15 protein-coding genes and 2 pseudogenes are annotated in these 17934 nt (G+C 52.3%); 9 read left to right on the plus strand and 8 right to left on the minus strand.

Annotated features, from left to right (window positions below; all coding sequences use genetic code 11):
* The 3 genes from K3T83_RS00005 to K3T83_RS00015 all read right to left on the minus strand — a co-directional run.
* On the minus strand, positions 1-290 hold a 290-nt coding region (locus tag K3T83_RS00005), incomplete at its 3' end, for a recombinase family protein (protein ID WP_220200971.1).
* Positions 291-807: 517 nt separating this feature from the next.
* A complete protein-coding gene (locus K3T83_RS00010; protein ID WP_220200972.1) occupies positions 808-1164 on the minus strand; it encodes a hypothetical protein in 357 nt (118 codons plus the stop codon).
* A 388-nt stretch (positions 1165-1552) separates the two neighbouring features.
* The gene (locus tag K3T83_RS00015; RefSeq protein ID WP_220200973.1) at positions 1553-2140 is read right to left on the minus strand and encodes a DUF3841 domain-containing protein; all 588 of its coding nucleotides are present in this window, start codon (positions 2138-2140) and stop codon (positions 1553-1555) included.
* 341 nt (positions 2141-2481) lie between these two features.
* Between K3T83_RS00015 and K3T83_RS00020 the strand changes: the two genes are divergently transcribed.
* Positions 2482-4242 carry a DDE-type integrase/transposase/recombinase gene (locus tag K3T83_RS00020; RefSeq protein ID WP_220200974.1) on the plus strand — a complete coding sequence of 587 codons (1761 nt, stop codon included), beginning with the start codon at positions 2482-2484 and terminating at the stop codon, positions 4240-4242.
* 89 nt (positions 4243-4331) lie between these two features.
* Here K3T83_RS00020 and K3T83_RS00025 read toward each other — a convergent pair whose 3' ends face one another.
* Positions 4332-4469 carry a hypothetical protein gene (locus K3T83_RS00025; RefSeq protein WP_220200975.1) on the minus strand — a complete coding sequence of 46 codons (138 nt, stop codon included), beginning with the start codon at positions 4467-4469 and terminating at the stop codon, positions 4332-4334.
* 41 nt (positions 4470-4510) lie between these two features.
* On the opposite strand from K3T83_RS00025, the gene K3T83_RS00030 reads away from it, so the two are divergent.
* The 3 genes and pseudogenes from K3T83_RS00030 to K3T83_RS00040 all read left to right on the plus strand — a co-directional run bounded on the left by K3T83_RS00030 (position 4511) and on the right by K3T83_RS00040 (position 6551).
* The gene (locus K3T83_RS00030; RefSeq protein WP_220200976.1) at positions 4511-4957 is read left to right on the plus strand and encodes an RrF2 family transcriptional regulator; all 447 of its coding nucleotides are present in this window, start codon (positions 4511-4513) and stop codon (positions 4955-4957) included.
* A 222-nt stretch (positions 4958-5179) separates the two neighbouring features.
* Positions 5180-5515 (plus strand): annotated as a pseudogene (locus K3T83_RS00035) (pyridoxamine 5'-phosphate oxidase family protein); the annotation flags it as partial.
* Between the two features lie 91 nt (positions 5516-5606).
* Positions 5607-6551, plus strand: a complete 945-nt coding sequence (locus K3T83_RS00040) for a TIGR03621 family F420-dependent LLM class oxidoreductase (RefSeq protein ID WP_220200977.1) — start codon at positions 5607-5609, stop codon at positions 6549-6551.
* 555 nt (positions 6552-7106) lie between these two features.
* Here the strand turns inward: K3T83_RS00040 and K3T83_RS00045 are convergent.
* The 4 genes from K3T83_RS00045 to K3T83_RS00060 form a co-directional block, all read right to left on the minus strand.
* Positions 7107-7457 carry a hypothetical protein gene (locus K3T83_RS00045; RefSeq protein WP_220200978.1) on the minus strand — a complete coding sequence of 117 codons (351 nt, stop codon included), beginning with the start codon at positions 7455-7457 and terminating at the stop codon, positions 7107-7109.
* A 464-nt stretch (positions 7458-7921) separates the two neighbouring features.
* Positions 7922-9091, minus strand: a complete 1170-nt coding sequence (locus K3T83_RS00050) for a TnsB C-terminal domain-containing protein (protein ID WP_308441704.1) — start codon at positions 9089-9091, stop codon at positions 7922-7924.
* Entirely contained in the window at positions 9003-9398 is a 396-nt protein-coding gene (locus tag K3T83_RS00055; RefSeq protein ID WP_220200980.1) for a helix-turn-helix domain containing protein, read from the minus strand. Before K3T83_RS00055 ends, K3T83_RS00050 begins: the two co-directional genes overlap by 89 nt.
* A gap of 139 nt (positions 9399-9537) precedes the next feature.
* A complete protein-coding gene (locus K3T83_RS00060) occupies positions 9538-12759 on the minus strand; it encodes a DUF6788 family protein (RefSeq protein WP_220200981.1) in 3222 nt (1073 codons plus the stop codon).
* Positions 12760-13060: 301 nt separating this feature from the next.
* Here K3T83_RS00060 and K3T83_RS00065 point away from each other — a divergent pair, with 301 nt between their 5' ends.
* From K3T83_RS00065 to K3T83_RS00085, 5 genes and pseudogenes are all read left to right on the plus strand, one after another.
* Positions 13061-13276 (plus strand): DUF8691 family protein, encoded by a 216-nt coding sequence (locus K3T83_RS00065; RefSeq protein ID WP_220200982.1) that lies wholly within the window; start codon positions 13061-13063, stop codon positions 13274-13276.
* Positions 13277-13388: 112 nt separating this feature from the next.
* A complete protein-coding gene (locus K3T83_RS00070; protein WP_220200983.1) occupies positions 13389-13826 on the plus strand; it encodes a hypothetical protein in 438 nt (145 codons plus the stop codon).
* A 220-nt stretch (positions 13827-14046) separates the two neighbouring features.
* Positions 14047-14613 (plus strand): dihydrofolate reductase family protein, encoded by a 567-nt coding sequence (locus tag K3T83_RS00075; RefSeq protein WP_220200984.1) that lies wholly within the window; start codon positions 14047-14049, stop codon positions 14611-14613.
* Positions 14614-15645: 1032 nt separating this feature from the next.
* A pseudogene (locus tag K3T83_RS00080) lies at positions 15646-16360 on the plus strand (IS6 family transposase).
* A 400-nt stretch (positions 16361-16760) separates the two neighbouring features.
* Positions 16761-17930 (plus strand): WD40 repeat domain-containing protein, encoded by a 1170-nt coding sequence (locus K3T83_RS00085; protein WP_220200985.1) that lies wholly within the window; start codon positions 16761-16763, stop codon positions 17928-17930.
* The last annotated feature ends 4 nt before the right edge of the window (positions 17931-17934 follow it).

Consider the following 17934-nt stretch of genomic DNA (forward strand, 5'->3'; position numbering starts at 1 on the left):
GCCGTGTCGATCTTCTCGGTGATGCTCGCAAAATCCACTTCTCGATCTTTGAGCAGGTTCAGGATCTCAATAAGATCTTTCAGCGAGCGTCGCAGTCGGTCGAGCCTCCAGACGACCACAGTATCACCTGGTCGCACAAAGGCCAGGAGTTCCTCCAGTCCCTTACGCTCAAAGTTCGCCCCGGTCATCTTATCACTGAAATACTTCTCACACTGTGCTTCTTTCAAAGCATCTCTCTGTAATGCTTCATTTTGCTCGTGTTTGGAGACTCGTATATACCCAATCTTCATACTGCTCTCTTGCCTTTGCTGGTTGTGTCTTTTACTCATGAAAGGGTGGTAGTTTTGACATTTTGATTTTGCCACGACTTTTGGCACAGGTCAACCATGCGTGCGAGGCTGAGCGGAAGGGGAAGAGGTCGTGTGCCAGAAAACGGACCAGCCTGTTGAAAAAGTCCAGATACTCACCTTTTCATCTTTTAAGTGCACATCTTGAGCGCAATAGGCCGTGCTACAATTGGATATGCTCATCCATGAATGACTTTTTCAACAGGCTGCGGACGGTTTCGAGACCCAGAAAATGGTCGATTTTGCCCCTTGTCAAGTCGCCTCACGGAGCAGTCGATGCATGCGATTGTGGAGTACGATCAACCTTGTCATCTTTCTTCTCTGCCGAGACTTAGTAAGGTGGCATTGATACCGGCCCGCAAACACTCGATCACCCCTTTACCTGTCAGGGCAACTGCTTCATAGCTAGGAACTTGATAAGGATTGAGGCATTCCTCCAGGACAGAAACCGGAAGTACATCTAGCAGGTCGCGCTTATTCCATGCATGACCAGCGGAACCTTTGCGACATCCTTCTTCAGGCAGCCGAGGAGTTCCTGTAATTCGTTCCAGCATGCGATATTGTCTTGCAGTTTCCTTGCTTGTGAATCGACGACGAAGATCACGCCATCAGCACGTTTCAGCGTTGATGTATGTACTCTCCGGTCTAAATAATAATCAGACCATCTCTCGAGATGAAAGCGAAGTGTGTAGCTATGAACGTTGCCTGGCAACTCAAACGTCACCAGGTCAATGTATGCAGGTTCGGTATCGAGAGAGGGCCTCTCTCCTCCAACTGGTGGATTGACCGCGTGATGGATATAGCGGAGATTCGTCATTCTTCCGCAACAAGCAATTCCATAATACAAGATCCTACAGGTGATCTCACGTTTCGCCATATTTACCAAGGGCATCGATATCACTCAACGCTTCATAGGCAAATGAGCGAGAATGGCGTTCGTTTCAACGTGGCTGATATTGGCTCTACTGAATTGGTGCAGTAGAGATTGGTATTGATAAGGTCGGCGTCAATAAGATTAAGTTCAATAGTAACATGCTCTTTTCGCCATTGACGCCACTCCATCTCCTCCTCTTGTTTGAAGATACCAAGATGTTCTTATCGAAAGATGATGAATTTTCTATTAAAGAAAATAATTTCGCATTCTTAAATATTGATATGTCGAATACAGAGATAGAGATGTTCTTCATTTTCTCCATTCTCTGGCTTCAGCGGCTCGTGAAGGTCTTGACCGTATACACTTGCTCAAGGTGCAGCACCCAGAACGTTCCTTGGATGCCGCTGTCAGCGCGAGGAGCATACCACTGGTCAGGGAAGACGCGATCCAGGTCAAAGACACGTTCCCAACTGGAGGTGATCCGCTTCCGAAATTGAGACACCGCTTCATCACATCCACGTGATTCACAAGCGGCATCAAACGCAGTGTGATCTTCCTCGTCCACGGAAAGATACCCGTTGTTGAGCACCGCATGCCACATGTCGAAACGAGAGAGAAGAAGATCCCGCTCGTCGATGTCACATTCGAGACGAACTCCACGCATCCCACGGGTCATATGTCCTGCGTGCTGGAGATCGGGCCGACGTTGCTTCGCGTTCTGCCATTGGTGCCAGACCCACAACGGATATCGACCCGCTTGTGGAGGCGGCCCAAGGCATTGCTCCATCTGAGCCACGATCCAGTCATAGGCTGTGAGGAACTCCGCTCCCTCAATCTCGCTGGCCTGAGGACCGGAGAGGACACCATCCCATTGCAGTTGGTGCCAGATCCATTCGGGTTGAACTGTCCAGACCTTCATCGTTTCCTCTTGATGTGAGAAGAATTACTTTGACGAGGGAGACGCTGGTTGCGCGCCTCGATCCGGCGTCGTCTCCCTGCTCACGCTCCCCCTTGGGGCCAATTGCAGCCATAAAAAAAGCCCTGCCGAATACTCCAGCACGGGCTACTCCTCGCACCTCTTTCTTGCAAAGCTGTTGCACCCCTTCTCACTCAGCAGACGACACCGACCGATATGATGGGTGACACATTTTGAAAGTATCCATTGCGATAAAAATAGAGCTTGTCTTGTTTGGGCAAGAGAATTCGTGTAATATACTCTTCAGGGAGAGGTAAAGTATTGGCATTCAATGAGGGATCTCTATGCCCAAACGACGGTATGAGCGCCGCGAACCTACGCATGATTGGCAACAGATCAACCCTCTACTCAAGGATACGGCGCAGTTTAATTACGAAGTCATTCGCCCCGTAGTACTTTGGGGGCAAACGCCAAAGGAGCGGGGCGCAGAAACAGGCGTCTCACCTCGAACCATATACTATCGTGCAAATCTCTTTGATCAGGCTGGTATGGCATCTCTGTTGCCAGCAGAACCACCGCCGCCAGTCCCGAAAGTAGATAGGCGTTCACTCCCTCCCGATATCCGGCAGGAAATCATTGATCTGCACGCTCAATATCCATCCTTCCATCCTCATGAGATTGCAACAATCTGCTTTGTGAAGTTCAATCGGAAACCTGCCCCTGCGACTATTAAGCTTATAATAGCATCTGGTCCCAAACCTACAACCACAGAGCGCCGCTATCCACGCTACTCAGAAATCGAGGATGGAGGGGTACGGCGGCGAATCATTATCCGATTACATGTAGACGGGTGGAATGCCAAATCCATCGCTGAGTATCTGGATGTGAGTAGAAAGACCGTCCACGCCATTCTCAGGCGCTTTGCTGAAGAACAGTTCGCAGGGATGCCCGACAAATCACATGCCCGCAAACAGCCGAGGAAAGTTGATATCTCAACCATTCAGGAAATCAAAAAGTTGTCAGAAAATCCTGACATTGGCGCGTATCGCGTCAGTGCAGCATTAGAGCAGATGGGCATCAAACTCTCGCGGAGCACGTGTGGGCGCTATCTTTCGATCAACAGAAAATTGTATCATCTCCAGGTACCGCGCAAGCCACGCCCAAAGGCTGATATGCCATTTAGAGCCGAGCGGAGGCATCAGTATTGGTCAGTGGACATTCGCTATCTTGATATGCATCGTCTTGGTGGAGGCATGGTTTACTGCATTAGCGTTTTGGAGAATTTTTCACGCTCCATTCTTGCTTCTGCCATTTCTCGCAAGCAAGATAACGAGGCTTTCTTTGCGGTCATGTATGATGCGATACGCCATTTCGGTGTGCCAGAGGTGCTTGTTTCAGACAACGGCACCATCTTTACCTCTCATAATACGCGCTGGATGTGTGAACAGCTTGGAATCGAGAAAAAGGAGATCAAGAAGGGAAGACCCTATCAAAATTACATTGAGGCAGCGTTCGGTGTACAAAGGCGTATGGCGGATTGGAGCTTTGAAAAAGCACAAACATGGGAAGATTTGACTTCCGCACACGATAAATGGATGAAAGATTATAATTTCCAAAAGCACCTCGCGCATGAAAAGCGCGACGACGGATGCCATAGTCCTGCTGCTGTCCTGCAATGGATCAAGGGGGTACAACCAGAGCCGGAGCTGGTGTACATGGCCTTCTCTGCCATGTGTGAGACACGACGATTGAACAAAGCTGGCTACGCACGTTTCAGAAACTTCTTGCTTTATGGTGAGCGGAACCTGGCCGGGGAAACGGTCCAGGTTGATATCTTTCAAGATGTGCTGACATTGGACTACAACCAGGAGCGGCTCTCACGATACTCGGTGGAGTGGGCACCTGATGATCGCCACTTTACTCGTGTGGGTTATCCTCGACTCTACGATCATCGTTACCAGTCTACACAATTAGAATTATGGCAACCTGGAGAAGTCGAATGGTTTGTGATCATTCGTGATGAGCCAAAGTCTCGCCGCCGACGGCGCAGAGGCCACATTCTGGTCATACAACCACCCCTCTTTTCAGATGGCACACAGGGCTAACCTCTTGAGACTGTCATGCTTTACTTGGAGCCTGTTGGGTCTTTAGCCTTCTGCGATGGCGCCTTTTACGAGGAGACCGGTTGTTCGTTCTATAAGTTCAATGCAGCGAGGAAGCTCAACGGTATTTTGCTGTGACCACAGGCGATGATGGGCATCTCAAACAGTTCAATACCGATGTTGCGCTGTTGAAGGGGCGCAAGCAGCAGTAAAGCCTGCTCTATTGTCAAACTGCACTCGTTTCGGTTACAATTAACGTGGAGGTGTTCGTATGAATTCGGCGATAAATTCGGCTATGAAATCCAGGGGTACGCCCATTTCTGGATGGTTCAGAGTAGCCGTGCGGGGGTTGGTGATCCTTGCCGAGACGGGTGATATCTGCTCAAGCGTTGTGATGGCGCGCGATCTCAATGCCCACGCGGTCTTTTTGCGCCGCGTCATGGCACAGCTTGGGCAGGCTAATATTGTGCTTGCCCGTGAGGGGCGCGATGGCGGGTATTATCTTGCGCGACCTGCCGAATGCATCACGCTGGCCGAGGTTTATCTGGCCGTTAAAGCTGCTGAGCCTCACGACGAAACAGCCTGTCCCCAGGGAGAGAACGAGCCGCTCCAGTTGGCCTTAGATGAGGTCGCCGCCGAAGCCGAGCAGAGCCTCCTGCAAACCCTCAGCAACCACACCATTGCGTCGCTAATGAAACGTGCCACCGTCGATCACTGATCCTTTGCTGTGATCTCTCTCGCTGACTTTTCAAGAAACTGTACTTGATTTTCTTACAGTTAGCTGCTAAACTGTAATACTGTTAGTTACAGTAAGTAGCGGTTCGCAACGAGCCGCTGAAATACGAGAGAACAATAATCAAGGAGAATACATCATGGTGCCTCAAGAGTTGCAAGACCTACTTGCGCAGCGCAATAATGCTATGCTGCCGTTAATCGCCGTTCTGGTGGACCTCATGTAACGCCAGTCTGGTATTTGTGGGATGGCGAGGATTTTTATTTCAGCATCACGACAGATCGTGCTAAATATACCAATATCAAGCGTGATCCGTCGATCTCGCTGATCGTCGATGAGGGTCCAGGCTATGTGGCGGCGTATGGAGAGGCCGAGATTCTCGACCGGGATCACCCCGATGTGCCAGCATTAGCAGATCAACTTGTGACCAAATACGTAGATGGGGAGCAGAGAGAACAGTTCTTGAAGGTGGTCAAGGAACCGAATCGTGTGCTTGTCCAAGACATGTTGGATATCTTACTGGATGGCATGCGGCGAAGGTAGGCTCTTTTTTTGTTCTGCCAACCTACCTAAAATTAAGGTAGATTTGGACTTATTCCACCAACAGAAATAAAAAAACAGGAGAAAAAAGATCATGGCAACAACGCGTTCTTTTCGTTTCGGTCTCAATTCCAACTTTGATAATCATGCAACCTCGCGCGAGGAGTGGGTCAACAAAGCTCGTCGTGCGGAAGAACTTGGGTATAGTACATTTTCCGCTTCAGACCATTTTCCAGTGCCCCTGTCTCCGCTGATCGCCCTCATGGCAGTGGCAGACGCGACGCAAACGCTTCGCATAGGCACGATCGTACTGGATAACGACTTCCGACACCCGGCGCTCCTTGCGAAGGAGGCTGCGACCCTCGATCTGCTTTCCAATGGGCGCTTCGAGATGGGGATAGGAGCAGGGTGGTTGCGCTCGGAATACGAGCAAGTCGGCATCCCCTTTGATGCTCCTGGCGTACGCATTCGCCGCCTGGAAGAGGGGGTACAGGTGATCAAAGCTCTCTGGACAGAAGAGAGTGTGACCTTCTCCGGGGCCCACTATACGATTGCGAATTTGCAGGGCACGCCTCAGCCACTTCAACGCCCTCATCCTCCCATTCTTATTGGTGGTGGTGGAAAACGTCTCCTCTCGTTGGCCGGACGTGTGGCTGACATTGTCAGCTTTATTCCGAGAATGGGAGAGGCTGGACCAGACATCACTGACTCAACAGAGGCAGCATTACAAGAAAAACTTGCCTGGGTGCGCGAGGCGGCTGGAGAACACTTCCCCCAATTGGAACTCAATCTCCAGATGGCGGGTGTAGCCGTGACGTCGGATCGCATTTCCGCCGCTCAGGCCATCGCAAAAGCGCAAGGGATACAGGTCGATCCAGAACTGCTTTTGAGCACTCCTTACGTGTTGATAGGAACGGTAGAGCAGATCATTGAGCGGCTGTATACCCTTCGTGAGCACTATGGGATAAATTATTTTGTCGTCCCTCTCACTCAGATGGATGAACTGTCCCCCGTCGTTGCACGCTTGGCAGGGGTCTAAACCCTGCTGTCGTTTCACCAGAGAACGACTCAGAACCCCCTACACACGCATCTACGCTGCGCGGGGTGTAAATTTGGGAATGAAACTGGTGGATTCTGGCTGAATCTTGGCAATGAAGCTGGTGGTAAAACGGGCAAGAACACACAAAATTTTTGCAACCACTGGTCCTTGCTTGAAGGGCCCTCTCTGTAGGCTCATTCATGCTGACCGCATGCTCGCCAGTTTCATTGTCAACATTCTTCATCATCCACCAACTTCATTCCCAAATTTACAGTTCCTCCATTGAAAATACTGTTTTCTTTCAGTAGAGCGACACATCAAAAGAAACTGGCTTGGAATGGCGAGGGAAGCAGGGATTTAACGTCGCTCCGCTTACCGACGCCTTTTCAAAGTTATGCATGCCCATCTACAAGGGAGGGCACAACCCAAATCATAGTATGCCTGCTTGTAAATGCAAGCTCAAGTGGTCCTCTTATTTTATTGCAATGGATACTTTCAAAATGTGTCACCCATCATATCGGTCGGTGTCCAGCAGACGCTTCACGTTTGCTTCCCTTATGCAGAGACCGCTTGCCTCTCTTGTTCGTCTCGCCACACCACATCCCACAGTTCTTCCTCTGGATGCGTCTCTGTAAAAGTAATCCAATGCGGCTTTTCTTTCGCACTAGAGGAACATGGCGAAATCGGAAAAGGGTCCCAATTGCGTCTTTCTCCTAGAACGAGTACTTTGCGCTTCGCCTCGCACCAACGACAGGTGCCACAGTGACAGGTCTTCATGGTCTCCCCTTTGTGCTTGGTTGTCTCCTCCCCGCTCAGATCAACATTGGTGTCTTTCAATTGTTTGCGCCACGCATTCCACTGGACCACACCCCGCTTGATCCGTTCAACATGTTCTCGCTTCGCCATACTCGTTCCTCCTGATGGTGTTTTGCCTTCGCTGTTGGCCCATACGTGTTTTTTTTGACGATAGGATAGAACGTGCAATAGAAGTAGCCTCTTTTCCTATGTCTTCATCAGAGCGCTCACTATTGGAGAGGTCACCACCATATTACTCGGCTGCATCGTTATCTTTGTCTCCCATTCATCTGAATAGATCCCTAACGGTATGAACTTTCCTGTATTGGCTGATGATCCTGCACGGTTCTTCCAAAGGTCCAGGCAACGGCTTCATCTGCGCGTCTCAAGGACTCCGGTAAGAAGGGTTTGAAGAGTCTCCATCGCGCGTACTGCTTGGCGGACTCGGTTTTTCCCGTGCCTGGGGGCCATAACCCAGGCCGACGACACGGGATCTCCGACAAGCATCGCACATTTCCCCAAAGCGACGATAGCTTTTTGTTGTCACAAAACGGTGAGCAGACTCTCCATCCTGATCAGTCATTGATATACCTCTTGAGCTTTGGCCGCGTTTCGACTGGCGCGGGCTCCATTACCATCGTTTTTGGTGCGGGTGGCGGGGGATGATGGATCTCAACATACTGATTGACGAGTGCCTCGCGTGTAGAGAGCTCGCTTCGAACCTGCTTGCGGCGCTCCGATCTGGCCTTTTCGATCTCTTTTAAGGTGACTTTTCGGGAGCTTCGTTCAGCGTAGGCCGCACGGCAGAGGAAACGGTCCTGGTAGAACACATGCACTTCACCCATATCGGCAGGATCATACCGTATCAAAACCTCTTCCTTCACAAAGGACGCCAGGGTGGAGTCCATATACCGATAGTTTTGGAAATGAATGCCATCTTGCTGCACTTTGCGTATCTTCGCCACCGTGAGCAGCAGGAGGTCGAGGCTCTCTAGAGACGGAGGCATCCGAGGGACAAAGCCGCCCTTTTCCCATCGTTGCTTGGGCTCCTCTCCTGTTTCGCTATGGACCCGGTGATGAAAGTCAGAGAGCAGCCAGGTCCGAAAGCGTTGCTCAAAGGCTGGCAGCGTGAGCACTGCCTCGGCATCTGGATATCCCTTTGGAGAATAGCCAGGAATATCTTGCAAAAATAACTGATCCACGCTGCGAAAGAAACGCTCGACTTTGCCTCGCCCACGAGGAACACCTTTTTCAGAAAGGACTAACTCCATCTGGATATCTACTGCGACCTGTTCCATATGCTTGCTAGCGAAATCAGATCCGTGATCAGTGTAAAAGACGCTGGGGATGCCATAGGATGACCAGCGCGGATCTTCTTTTCGCCAGATGGCTTGACGAAGAGTTAACGCGGTGGTGAGCGCTGTCGCTGTCTGGAAGCTGAGTCGGTATCCGACGATCATCCGGCTGTAATCGTCTTCAATGGCGGTAAGGTACGGTTTGGCCGGTTTGCCTGCCTCATCTAGGAGACACACGTCGAGCGTCGTATGATCCGCCTGCCACATAGCGTTCGCGTGGGTGGCTTCTCGTCGATAGAGTAAATCAAACTCCTCTCGATAGGCTGCTGCTCCTTGGTGAGCATAGGTGACAAGAGCAGGATCAATGTCCTTGATGATCTGGCGTACGCGAGCATAGCTTGGTGGTTTCCATCCTTGCTCGATGGCGATGGCACTGACTTGCCGATGAATCGAGGCTGCTGACCGTGGGGGGAGTTTGCAGAGCTAATCCCTCAATCAAGGTGATTGCATTGGCAGGCAAGCGGCGCGATTTGCCTTTATCGGAACGAGTCTTTGTGTCTGCGAGACCTGCAAGACCCTTTTTTCGATAGTTCTTGATCCAGCGTTGGATCGTCCGTGCAGAGATCTGATGAGTACGTGCTATCTCCGCTTGCGTGATCTCCTTGTCCAAAGCGGGGCGGATGATCAGAAAGCGTTCTTGTGCCTGTGCTCGTTGTGCTTCCGAAAGAGATGTCAATGGAAGTGAAGACGTGGCCATAAGCAAGAGCCTTCCGATCCTTAGTGCAAGCCGAGACGACGATCTCCCTCCGAGTATACCCGATACGACACGCAATTATCAAGAAATTACGACACGGAATTCTGTAATTTACAACGATCCCTGTGGGTCGCCCGCTGTGCTAGAGAAGTTGGGCACGTGTCACCACCGAAATAGCCTCGGCACGTCGGCTCACTCCCAACTTGCGATAAATACTGCCCACCTGGGTCTTTACCGTGTTAAGGGAGACAACGAGGGTCTCTGCAATCTCAGCGTAGGTGTGTCCAGCGACGAGCAGGGGTAGCACTTTGCGTTCCTGGAGAGAGAGGGGCTCCATCAAAAGGGCATTTTCTTCAGCCTGAGGAGCGTAGGACAGGCGCTTTTGCTGATGGTCTGAAGGCGCGTCTATGGAGGGAACGGGACGAGGCATCCGCCGCTCCTCCTGATCGAAGATTGCGAGCAGTCGTGAAACGTAGGATCTGGAAAAGGCCCCCACCGTCGCATCTGCTCCCTCGCGTGGAGCGGTAGAGAGCAGCGTTTGCAGAACCTGTTTTAGTACAGGGCCAGCATCCAGGTACACACGGATATATCCCTCCGGCTCCGTCAACGCGAGCAGACGTACAGCAGCGTGCGCTGCTTGCTCTTTCTCCCCACTCTGGTGGAGGGCCACTACGTATAGGCCCAGGAACTCAATAGCGAGAAACCTCCTGCCTGGATGGTCAAGGTGCTCTTTGAAGCGTTGCAACATCTGGACAGCCTCTGAATACTGTTGGAGCGCGAGCAGGACGCGTACCCACACCAGGAACTCTGACTTGCGTGATGGGTTCCACGCGTCGGTGGCGAAGGCGGCCTGTGCGGCCCACTGCGAGGCCAAGGAGTAGTTCTTCTGCGCCAGCCACCATTGGATACGAAGAGTACTTACCCAGGGAGCATAGTAGGTGTATTTCTCCTGCTGAATCAGCGCCTCCCCCTTCTGCAGGGCCTCATCGGCACCCGAGAGGTCTCCCCTGGCTAGCGCGATCTGTGCTGAATAGACTTGCTCTATGATCGGGAGATCCATCTGCTGCCATTGCAGCGCGATGTGTCTTAAACAGCTCACCTCTTCCGCTGCCTCCTCAAGCTTATTCCACGCGTAGTAGACGTTGAAGAGGGTGTGATGTAGGTATCCTTCTATGTGTGTATGTCCATTGCTCTGCTTTATGAGCGTCAGCGCCTGTCGACATTCCTGCTCAGCCTGGCGCAGTTGCCCGGCCTGGATAGACGCCATAGCCAGCCAGAGCATCACACGTACCGTCGCCAGGAAATCACCTTCCTGAGTCGCCTGCTGCTTGATCTCGCGAAGACGTGGGAGTAGAGAGGCTCCATCCCCCTCGGCTGAGATGATCACCCAGAAGGAGATAGAGTGCGAAATCATATTCCAGATTACCTCCTCGTCCTGAGGGAGCTTCTCTGTTTCTTGAGCAAGTAGCTGCTGATGCTCTATGTCATCATGTTTGACGAGTACTTTCAACTCGATTAATGCCAGCAGCAGGCGCATACGCCGTTCAATTAATGCCGCCTGTGCCTCTGTGATCCCCAACTCCGGTTTTCTATGCAGTCCCGCCTCCATACGGGTAAGTGTCCGTTCTACCTGGGCCTGGGTTCTGGCATATGCCGCTTCGGTGCTCTCGTGGGCAACGTTGAGCAAATGTAGCTCGGTATTGAGAGTCAGGCGTGCATGTTTCCAGAGGATCGCATCTGGCAACTCCTGTAGCCAGTTGTGGACAATTTGCGCCTCACCACGCAGCCAGAAGTGTCGGGCTTCTCTTTCCAGAAGAAGGGCCACGTATGGATAATCAGATGCAGTTATTGCGTGGACAATGGCCTCCCGCATCTCACCTTGAGCCTCGTACCAACGTGCTGCACGCTGGTGTAGCCCCGGAACCAGTTCAGGCTGGCTCACGTGCAAACGAGTGCGCAGGGCCTCGCGAAAGAGATCATGGTAGCGATACCACTGCTGCTTCGCGTCCAGTGGCACGACAAAGAGGTTGGCTCTCTCCAGTTCCTCTAGCATCTTCTGGCTTGCAAGTTCACCCGACCCGGAGGTCACTGCCTGGCATAAGGCCGCATTCATGCGCGTTAAGATCGATGTTTGGAGCAAAAAGTGCTGGAGCGGAAGCGGCAACCGTGCGAGAATATCCTGCTGGACATAGTCCAGTACAAAGCGGTGGGAGCCCGCAAAGTCCTGGACAAAGGTATTGAGATCATCCCGTTTGTGCAAAGAGAGCGCCGCCAGTTGCAGGCCCGCGACCCATCCCTCTGTTCGTTGTTGCAGGATCGCCACGGTTTCTTCTGAAAGAGAGAGGCCCATCCTTTGCAGGAGAAAGGAGGCCGTCTCCTGCTCGGTAAAGCGGAGATCCCCCTCGCGTATCTCGACCATCTGCGAACGGACACGCAATCGGGAAAGGGGAAGTTCGGGATCAGTACGTGTTGAGAGCACCAGGTGCAGAGTGTCTGGCAGATGATCAAGCAAGAAGATCAGTGACTCGTGGATAGCCAGATCCTCGATGACATGGTAGTCATCCAGGATAAGGACCATATCTCTGTCCACCTTCACCAACTCATTGAGCAGGAGTGCAAGGATGGCCGAGAGTGGAGGCGAATCCTGGGAGTGCAGCAGCTCCAGTGCCTCCCGCCCAATCGTGGGCAGACAGGTACGAAGGGCCGCGATGACTGAAGCCCAAAAGCGGGGCGGCTCATTGTCCAGCGCGTCCAGGGAGAGCCAGGCAAGGGAGGCTTCTTCCCCCTCGTCTGCCCGTCGCGCACAGTCAGCAGCCCAGGCCGCAAGCAACGTGGTCTTCCCGCTACCAGCCGAGGCTGAGATCAACGTCAAACGATACAGGGAGACGATATTCAGGTCACGGAGCAAGCGAGGCCGCTCTACCAGACCTGGCGGTAGTCGGGGGACAGAGAGCTTGGTAGAGAGTAACACCTCCGATGGCAGAGGAGGCGCGATTGGCGCCTGTGCAGGAGGGACAGGTGAAGGGCGAGCTCCGGCTTCACCTCCGGCTCTTAATATACGGGCCTCTTCTTCTAAACGAGCGGTAGTGACTCTGGCTGTGCGCCCGAGATAGCGCTTGTGGGTGCGCCTACCAACCGTATGATAGGCATACCAGTACGCGCCTCCCCTGGAACGGTTCTCTTGATAGACATTGAGGTCGCCACATCTCCCATGAAAGGTAAAGGAGGAGATCGAGCCAAGCCAGCTCTGCCATGCAGCATCATCTGCTGGATGAAAATGCTGCATGGCTTGCTCTCCTGTAGTGAGCTTATAGTAATCCTGCTCCGCCGACCAGGTGAGGACGTGAAGAGGCAATCTGGGCATCTGCTTCGCTCCATGTCTTTCTTGTTCTTCCCAATGATACACCGTACCTCCCAACATTGTTGGAGTATATCACACACCGAGCTGGACGCAAAAGGGCGCTCCTGCTGGATCGCGAAGAGACCGGCGCATGCAAACCACCGGCGGAATACCCGGCGCGAAACCGACATCTATTGCGCGCCTTCAGGCAAATCATCAATCACCTGTCTTTCACGAACACAGGTGATGTTACTTGCGCGGCCGCTGGCTATACTCGTAGCAGTAGAGAACATCCAACACACCTGTGCGAGAGGGGAGACGACAGATGTACGTTTCAATCCGCATCGAAGGGCATCTGGACCCATCGTGGCAGGAGTGGCTAGAGGGATTACAGATCAAGCATGAGAGAGACGGTACATCATTGCTGATCGGAGCCCTCAGGGATCATTCAGCACTTCATGGAGTGCTCAAAAAGATTGGTCATTTGAGCTTACCCCTGCTCTCGCTCGAAAGCAGCAAGAGGTCACAAAACGAGGGCTGAAGTCCTCTCCAGCGACATTCACAAAGAGCAAGATCGGAGAAGTTTTTGTGAATCCCTGGTTTCATACTGGTTGTACTTGCAGTTTCTAAATTTGAAAGGAGAGACAAAAGACATGCATCAAGTCAATGAAAGAAAGCGACCGGGAATCTTACGAATAGGAATCATAGTGTTCGCCGTGTATACAGCAGTGTACCACCTCTATCTGAGCATCGCTCTCTTCGGGATGCTCTCGACAGGGGCACCTCCTCCTGAAGGCGCTACCTCGGAAGGGTTGTGGATGTTTGCCATCCTGTTCCTGCTCAACTGCATTGGCTACCTATTCCTGGTCTACGCGCTCTATCAGCGCCGGTTTCAGCGGTTTCACCGCCTCACACGCTGGCTGCTTATTGGATATACAGCACTGACGATTCTGCTGTGGTATATCATGGCAAGCAGTGTGGCAAGCCTGCCGGACTATAGCGATAAGGCAGCGGAAGCCTTGCTGATCGTTCTCCTGCTCATCGAGGGCTGGCAGGCTCGGCGGTCACATTCCCTCGTCTCGGCTCTGTAGAGAAGTGATAGGAGCTTATCAAGCAGATATGGAGGGGGATTGTCAACTTCAATTTTCCTCTTGATGAGTTTTCCCACTGCTGCCTCTTTCATTGAAACAAAGGGCTCTTTCTAAGGAAGAAAATAGGGATGATGTTCCATTTTCACGAATTTCTTTTGCTATTCCCTCTACCATTTTGATTGAGTTGACAATACTCAAGAGCGAGAACACAGGAGGTCAAATGTCTCGATCAGTGCTCTCCATGTCGATGTCTCTCGACGGCTACATCGCCGGTCCCAACGATACACCGGACAACCCGGGCGGCGACCGCTTCATGCGGTTGCATGAGTGGTACGGGGAAGACTTTCATCCCCAAGGGCCGGCCAGAGAAGTGGTAGACGAAGAGAACGCTTACGGTGCGATTGTGGCGGGTCGACGGACCGTGGAGCAGGTCGATCACTGGGGCGGAGAACGGAACGGTGTCCGCATCTTCGTGGTCAGCCATCGCCCGCCCGGTCCCTCAGTAGCCAACTATCCGTTGGTGACGTATGTCACCGATATTGTCAGCGCGATGGCGCAGGCCAAGGTTGCCGCCGGGGACCGGTACGTGCTGGTCCATGGCGCCTACACGGCCCAACGGGCGCTCGAAGCCTCCGTGCTCGACGAGGTGCAGATCCATCTGATCCCGGTGCTCTTCGGTGGTGGCCGACGGCTCTTCGACGTGTTGCCGTCACGCGTCGAGTTAGAGATCGTCAGGGTGGTTGACACGCCGGAGGCCACCCATATCCGCTACCGCGTCCGTCGCTGATAAAGGCAGAAGGGCGACCACATGGCGCGTGGTTGGTCAGCTCTCGTTGATGGATCGAGAGTGGGCCAGGGCCGCGAGCTTGCCGCTTTTTTCGCAGCGCGGACAAGCTGTTTCTGCTTGCCTTTCCATTGGTTTCTTGGAACGCGCGCGTTCCAAGAAACCAACCTTTGTGGAGTCCTTGCCCGAAGTCGTTGCGCGCTCCGCTCGACAGCAAAGCGACTGAGAGCAACCCTCAAGCTGTTCACCATCGCACTCTCTGGGCGAGCAGGAGAACGGCTGCTGAAGCGGATGTGTCAGAACTGAGAACACAGGAAGGAAGCAAGAAAGAGGGTCCTGTCAGAACCGGTTAAAGGGAGTGCCTGTTCGTTCGTTGAAAGTACGTTGGCAATTTGGGCAGAAGAACACGGCCTAGCCAAGCTTGGTTTTCTTTGCTCGTTCCTTGGTGCCAGTTGCAGCACTTGGAGACGCTGTTCGATAGGAGTGCTCTCCAATTGGTCACTAGGACCAATAGAAGGTAAGCCGAAGCGGGAGAGGATCTGGAGCTCCTGGCGGCTCCACTGGTTACGATGGAGAGGGGCTACCGGACCTGCGGCATCTAGTGGCTGGGGAGAAACGGTCGGTCCTGCTTGGGGAAGCTTTTTTTGAGAGAAGCGTGTCTGCTGCGAGACACTAACGCGTCTCGCAGTATGAGCCTCTGTGCTGCGAGGCGCGTGGTCCTGCTCTTCCTGCTCCTGATGACAGCCCCAGCATTCATTCCTGGTGCGTACGCTCCCAGCACCAAATGCCATACACCAAGACTCTCGGCTCTCCTGCCAGGTTTAAAGGTGCTGTTTGGCCCAGTGGAAGAAAAGGGTAGTGTTGCAAAAATTTAAGCTCATCAGAATGAGTGATACTCGAAAATCTTATACGGACAAAACCAGGAGAAAGGATACTCTTTTTCTCTGAAAAAAGGCATGTTTACCACAAGGTTGTATTGCAAGAAATTAGCTGATCTGGTACAGTTGGGGAAAAGTAGAGCAAGGAGTTACCTTCATGAACCAGCAACATCCCTTCAAATGGCGTCATTTCCAGTCTGACATCATTTTGCTCTGTGTGCGCTGGTACTTGCGGTATTCGCTCAGCTATCGAGATTTGGAAGAGATCATGCTGGAACGTGGGCTACCGGTGGTGGATCACACCACGATCTATCGCTGGGTCCAGTGTTATGCTCCACAACTCGACCAGCGATGCCGCCCTCATCTGAAGGGAACAACGGATTCGTGGCGTGTTGACGAGACGTCTATCAAGGTCAAAAAAGTGTGGGTCTATCTCTATCGAGCCGTTGATTCACAGGGTCAAACGCTCGATTTCTGGTTCAGCCCAACGAGAGATGGACAAGCAGCATTGCGCTTCTTTCTGAAAACGCTCGTCGCCTCTCATACAAGCTTGCCACGTGTGTCGGGCGCTCGACAAAAACGCCGCCTCTCCTAAAGCGTTCAACGACCTCAAAGCGCAAGGGCATATCCCTGCACATTGTGAATTGCGGCAGGGAAAGTATCGGGGTAATGTGATTGAACAAGATCATCGCTTTATCAGACGTTTGACGAAACCAGGAATGGGCTTTTTCTCCTTTAAGGCAGCGTGGAGAACATTACAGGGATACGAGATCATGAACATGATGAGAAAAGGGCAACTGCGAGGAGTGGAAAAAGGGGACGTGAGAGGGCAGGTTGCCCTGGTCGCCAAACTCTTTGAAGGAGTCGCCTAAGAAAGCTTGAGAGGGTTACTCACGCTCAATTCTTTTCCTCGTACTTTTTGCAACACAACCGCTTGAGGTCCCGCTCTGCAAACGAGCCAACCCTGACGCCGCGTACCCTTGGCGTCCCCGTCAGCTTGACCTGTCAAGGATACCGTAGCGACGCACTCTCTGCAACTCTCATGCTAACATCCTAGCCCTACCTCTAATGGAGACGAAACAAAAAGAATCTGCAATGTCATAGGTAAACTGTGACAGGCATCTCTTATAATCTTCTACATGCATCTGTGGCTTTATCACCGCTCCTCTACCCCTGGTGACACCTTACGTAGCGGGGGCCTTATGCGATCATAACACCGGCACTACATACTGACCACATACTGATACCATCATTTGGAAAGGAATCTTTGTTGTGAATCATCACGAAACTCTCTGTATTAAAACGAACACCTCTTCTTCTTTCAATGCTCGCTATCCACTCTCGCGCCGTATGGTCTTGCTTGGCTTGGTTGGGGCAGCAATGACTGCATGCGGGCAGAATCCTAAGTCGAGCATCGGTAGCAGTACAACCGCAACGGCTATTCCCTCGACGACCACACCATCCACGAATCAGCCATTGCTGACCTATCCCAATGGCGGATGGGCAGTCTCCTGGTCGCCTGATGGCAAGCGGATTGCATCAGGCCGTCATGGTAAAAATAATAACCTAGAGATTTGGGACGCAAATACCGGGAAAACGCTTTTGACCTATACCGGCCACACCGACCCGGTAGAAGCTCTTGCCTGGTCACCCGACGGGCAGTTTTTGGCCTCAGGTAGTAGCGCCAATACTAACTCCAATACGAGCACTACATCAATTCAGATATGGCATGCTAGCACAAAGCAGAAACGGCTCACATACTCGGCGCACACATACACTATTACTCAAATTGCCTGGTCACCGGATGGTACACGTATCGCCTCGGCTGCTCTCGATGGGACAGCTCGCATCTGGGATCCCTTGACAGGAAAGACCATACATATCCTGGAAAATAATCCAGGGCAGGCATTCTTGGGCATACAAGCCCTATCCTGGTCACCAGATGGAAACTTTCTTGTTACAGGAGACTACTCCAGTGGATCTGGTGGGCCATACCCTCCCCTCACGGTAAAAGTCTGGGATACTCATTCAGGAAAGGCGTCTTTGACGCTTGATACGCCTGGAGCCGCGTTAGCCTGGTCTCCTCAAGGCAACACTATTGCGATAGGTCAGGGGCAATTCGAAGATCATTCAGAAGCAGCAATCCACTTCTGGGATGCAATCAGCGGCAAGAAACTGGGCTCGCTTCAAGCTATCTACACTGTACTGAGTCTGGCCTGGTCCCCCAATGGGAAGTATATTGCATCTGGAGGTGGTGACACTCAGGCTGAGGGTAGTGACAATCAAGTCCAAGTCTGGGATGTTTCCAGGGGGAAAAATTTGCACACATTCAAAGGTGGTCTCACCTTTGTCTCTTCTCTCTCCTGGTCACCCGATAGCACCCGCATTGTTGTTGGTTCAGCAGGTGATATGACGATTCCGGTCTGGCAGGCGATCCCGTGATCCC

The sequence above is a fragment of the Reticulibacter mediterranei genome (assembly GCF_016587455.1).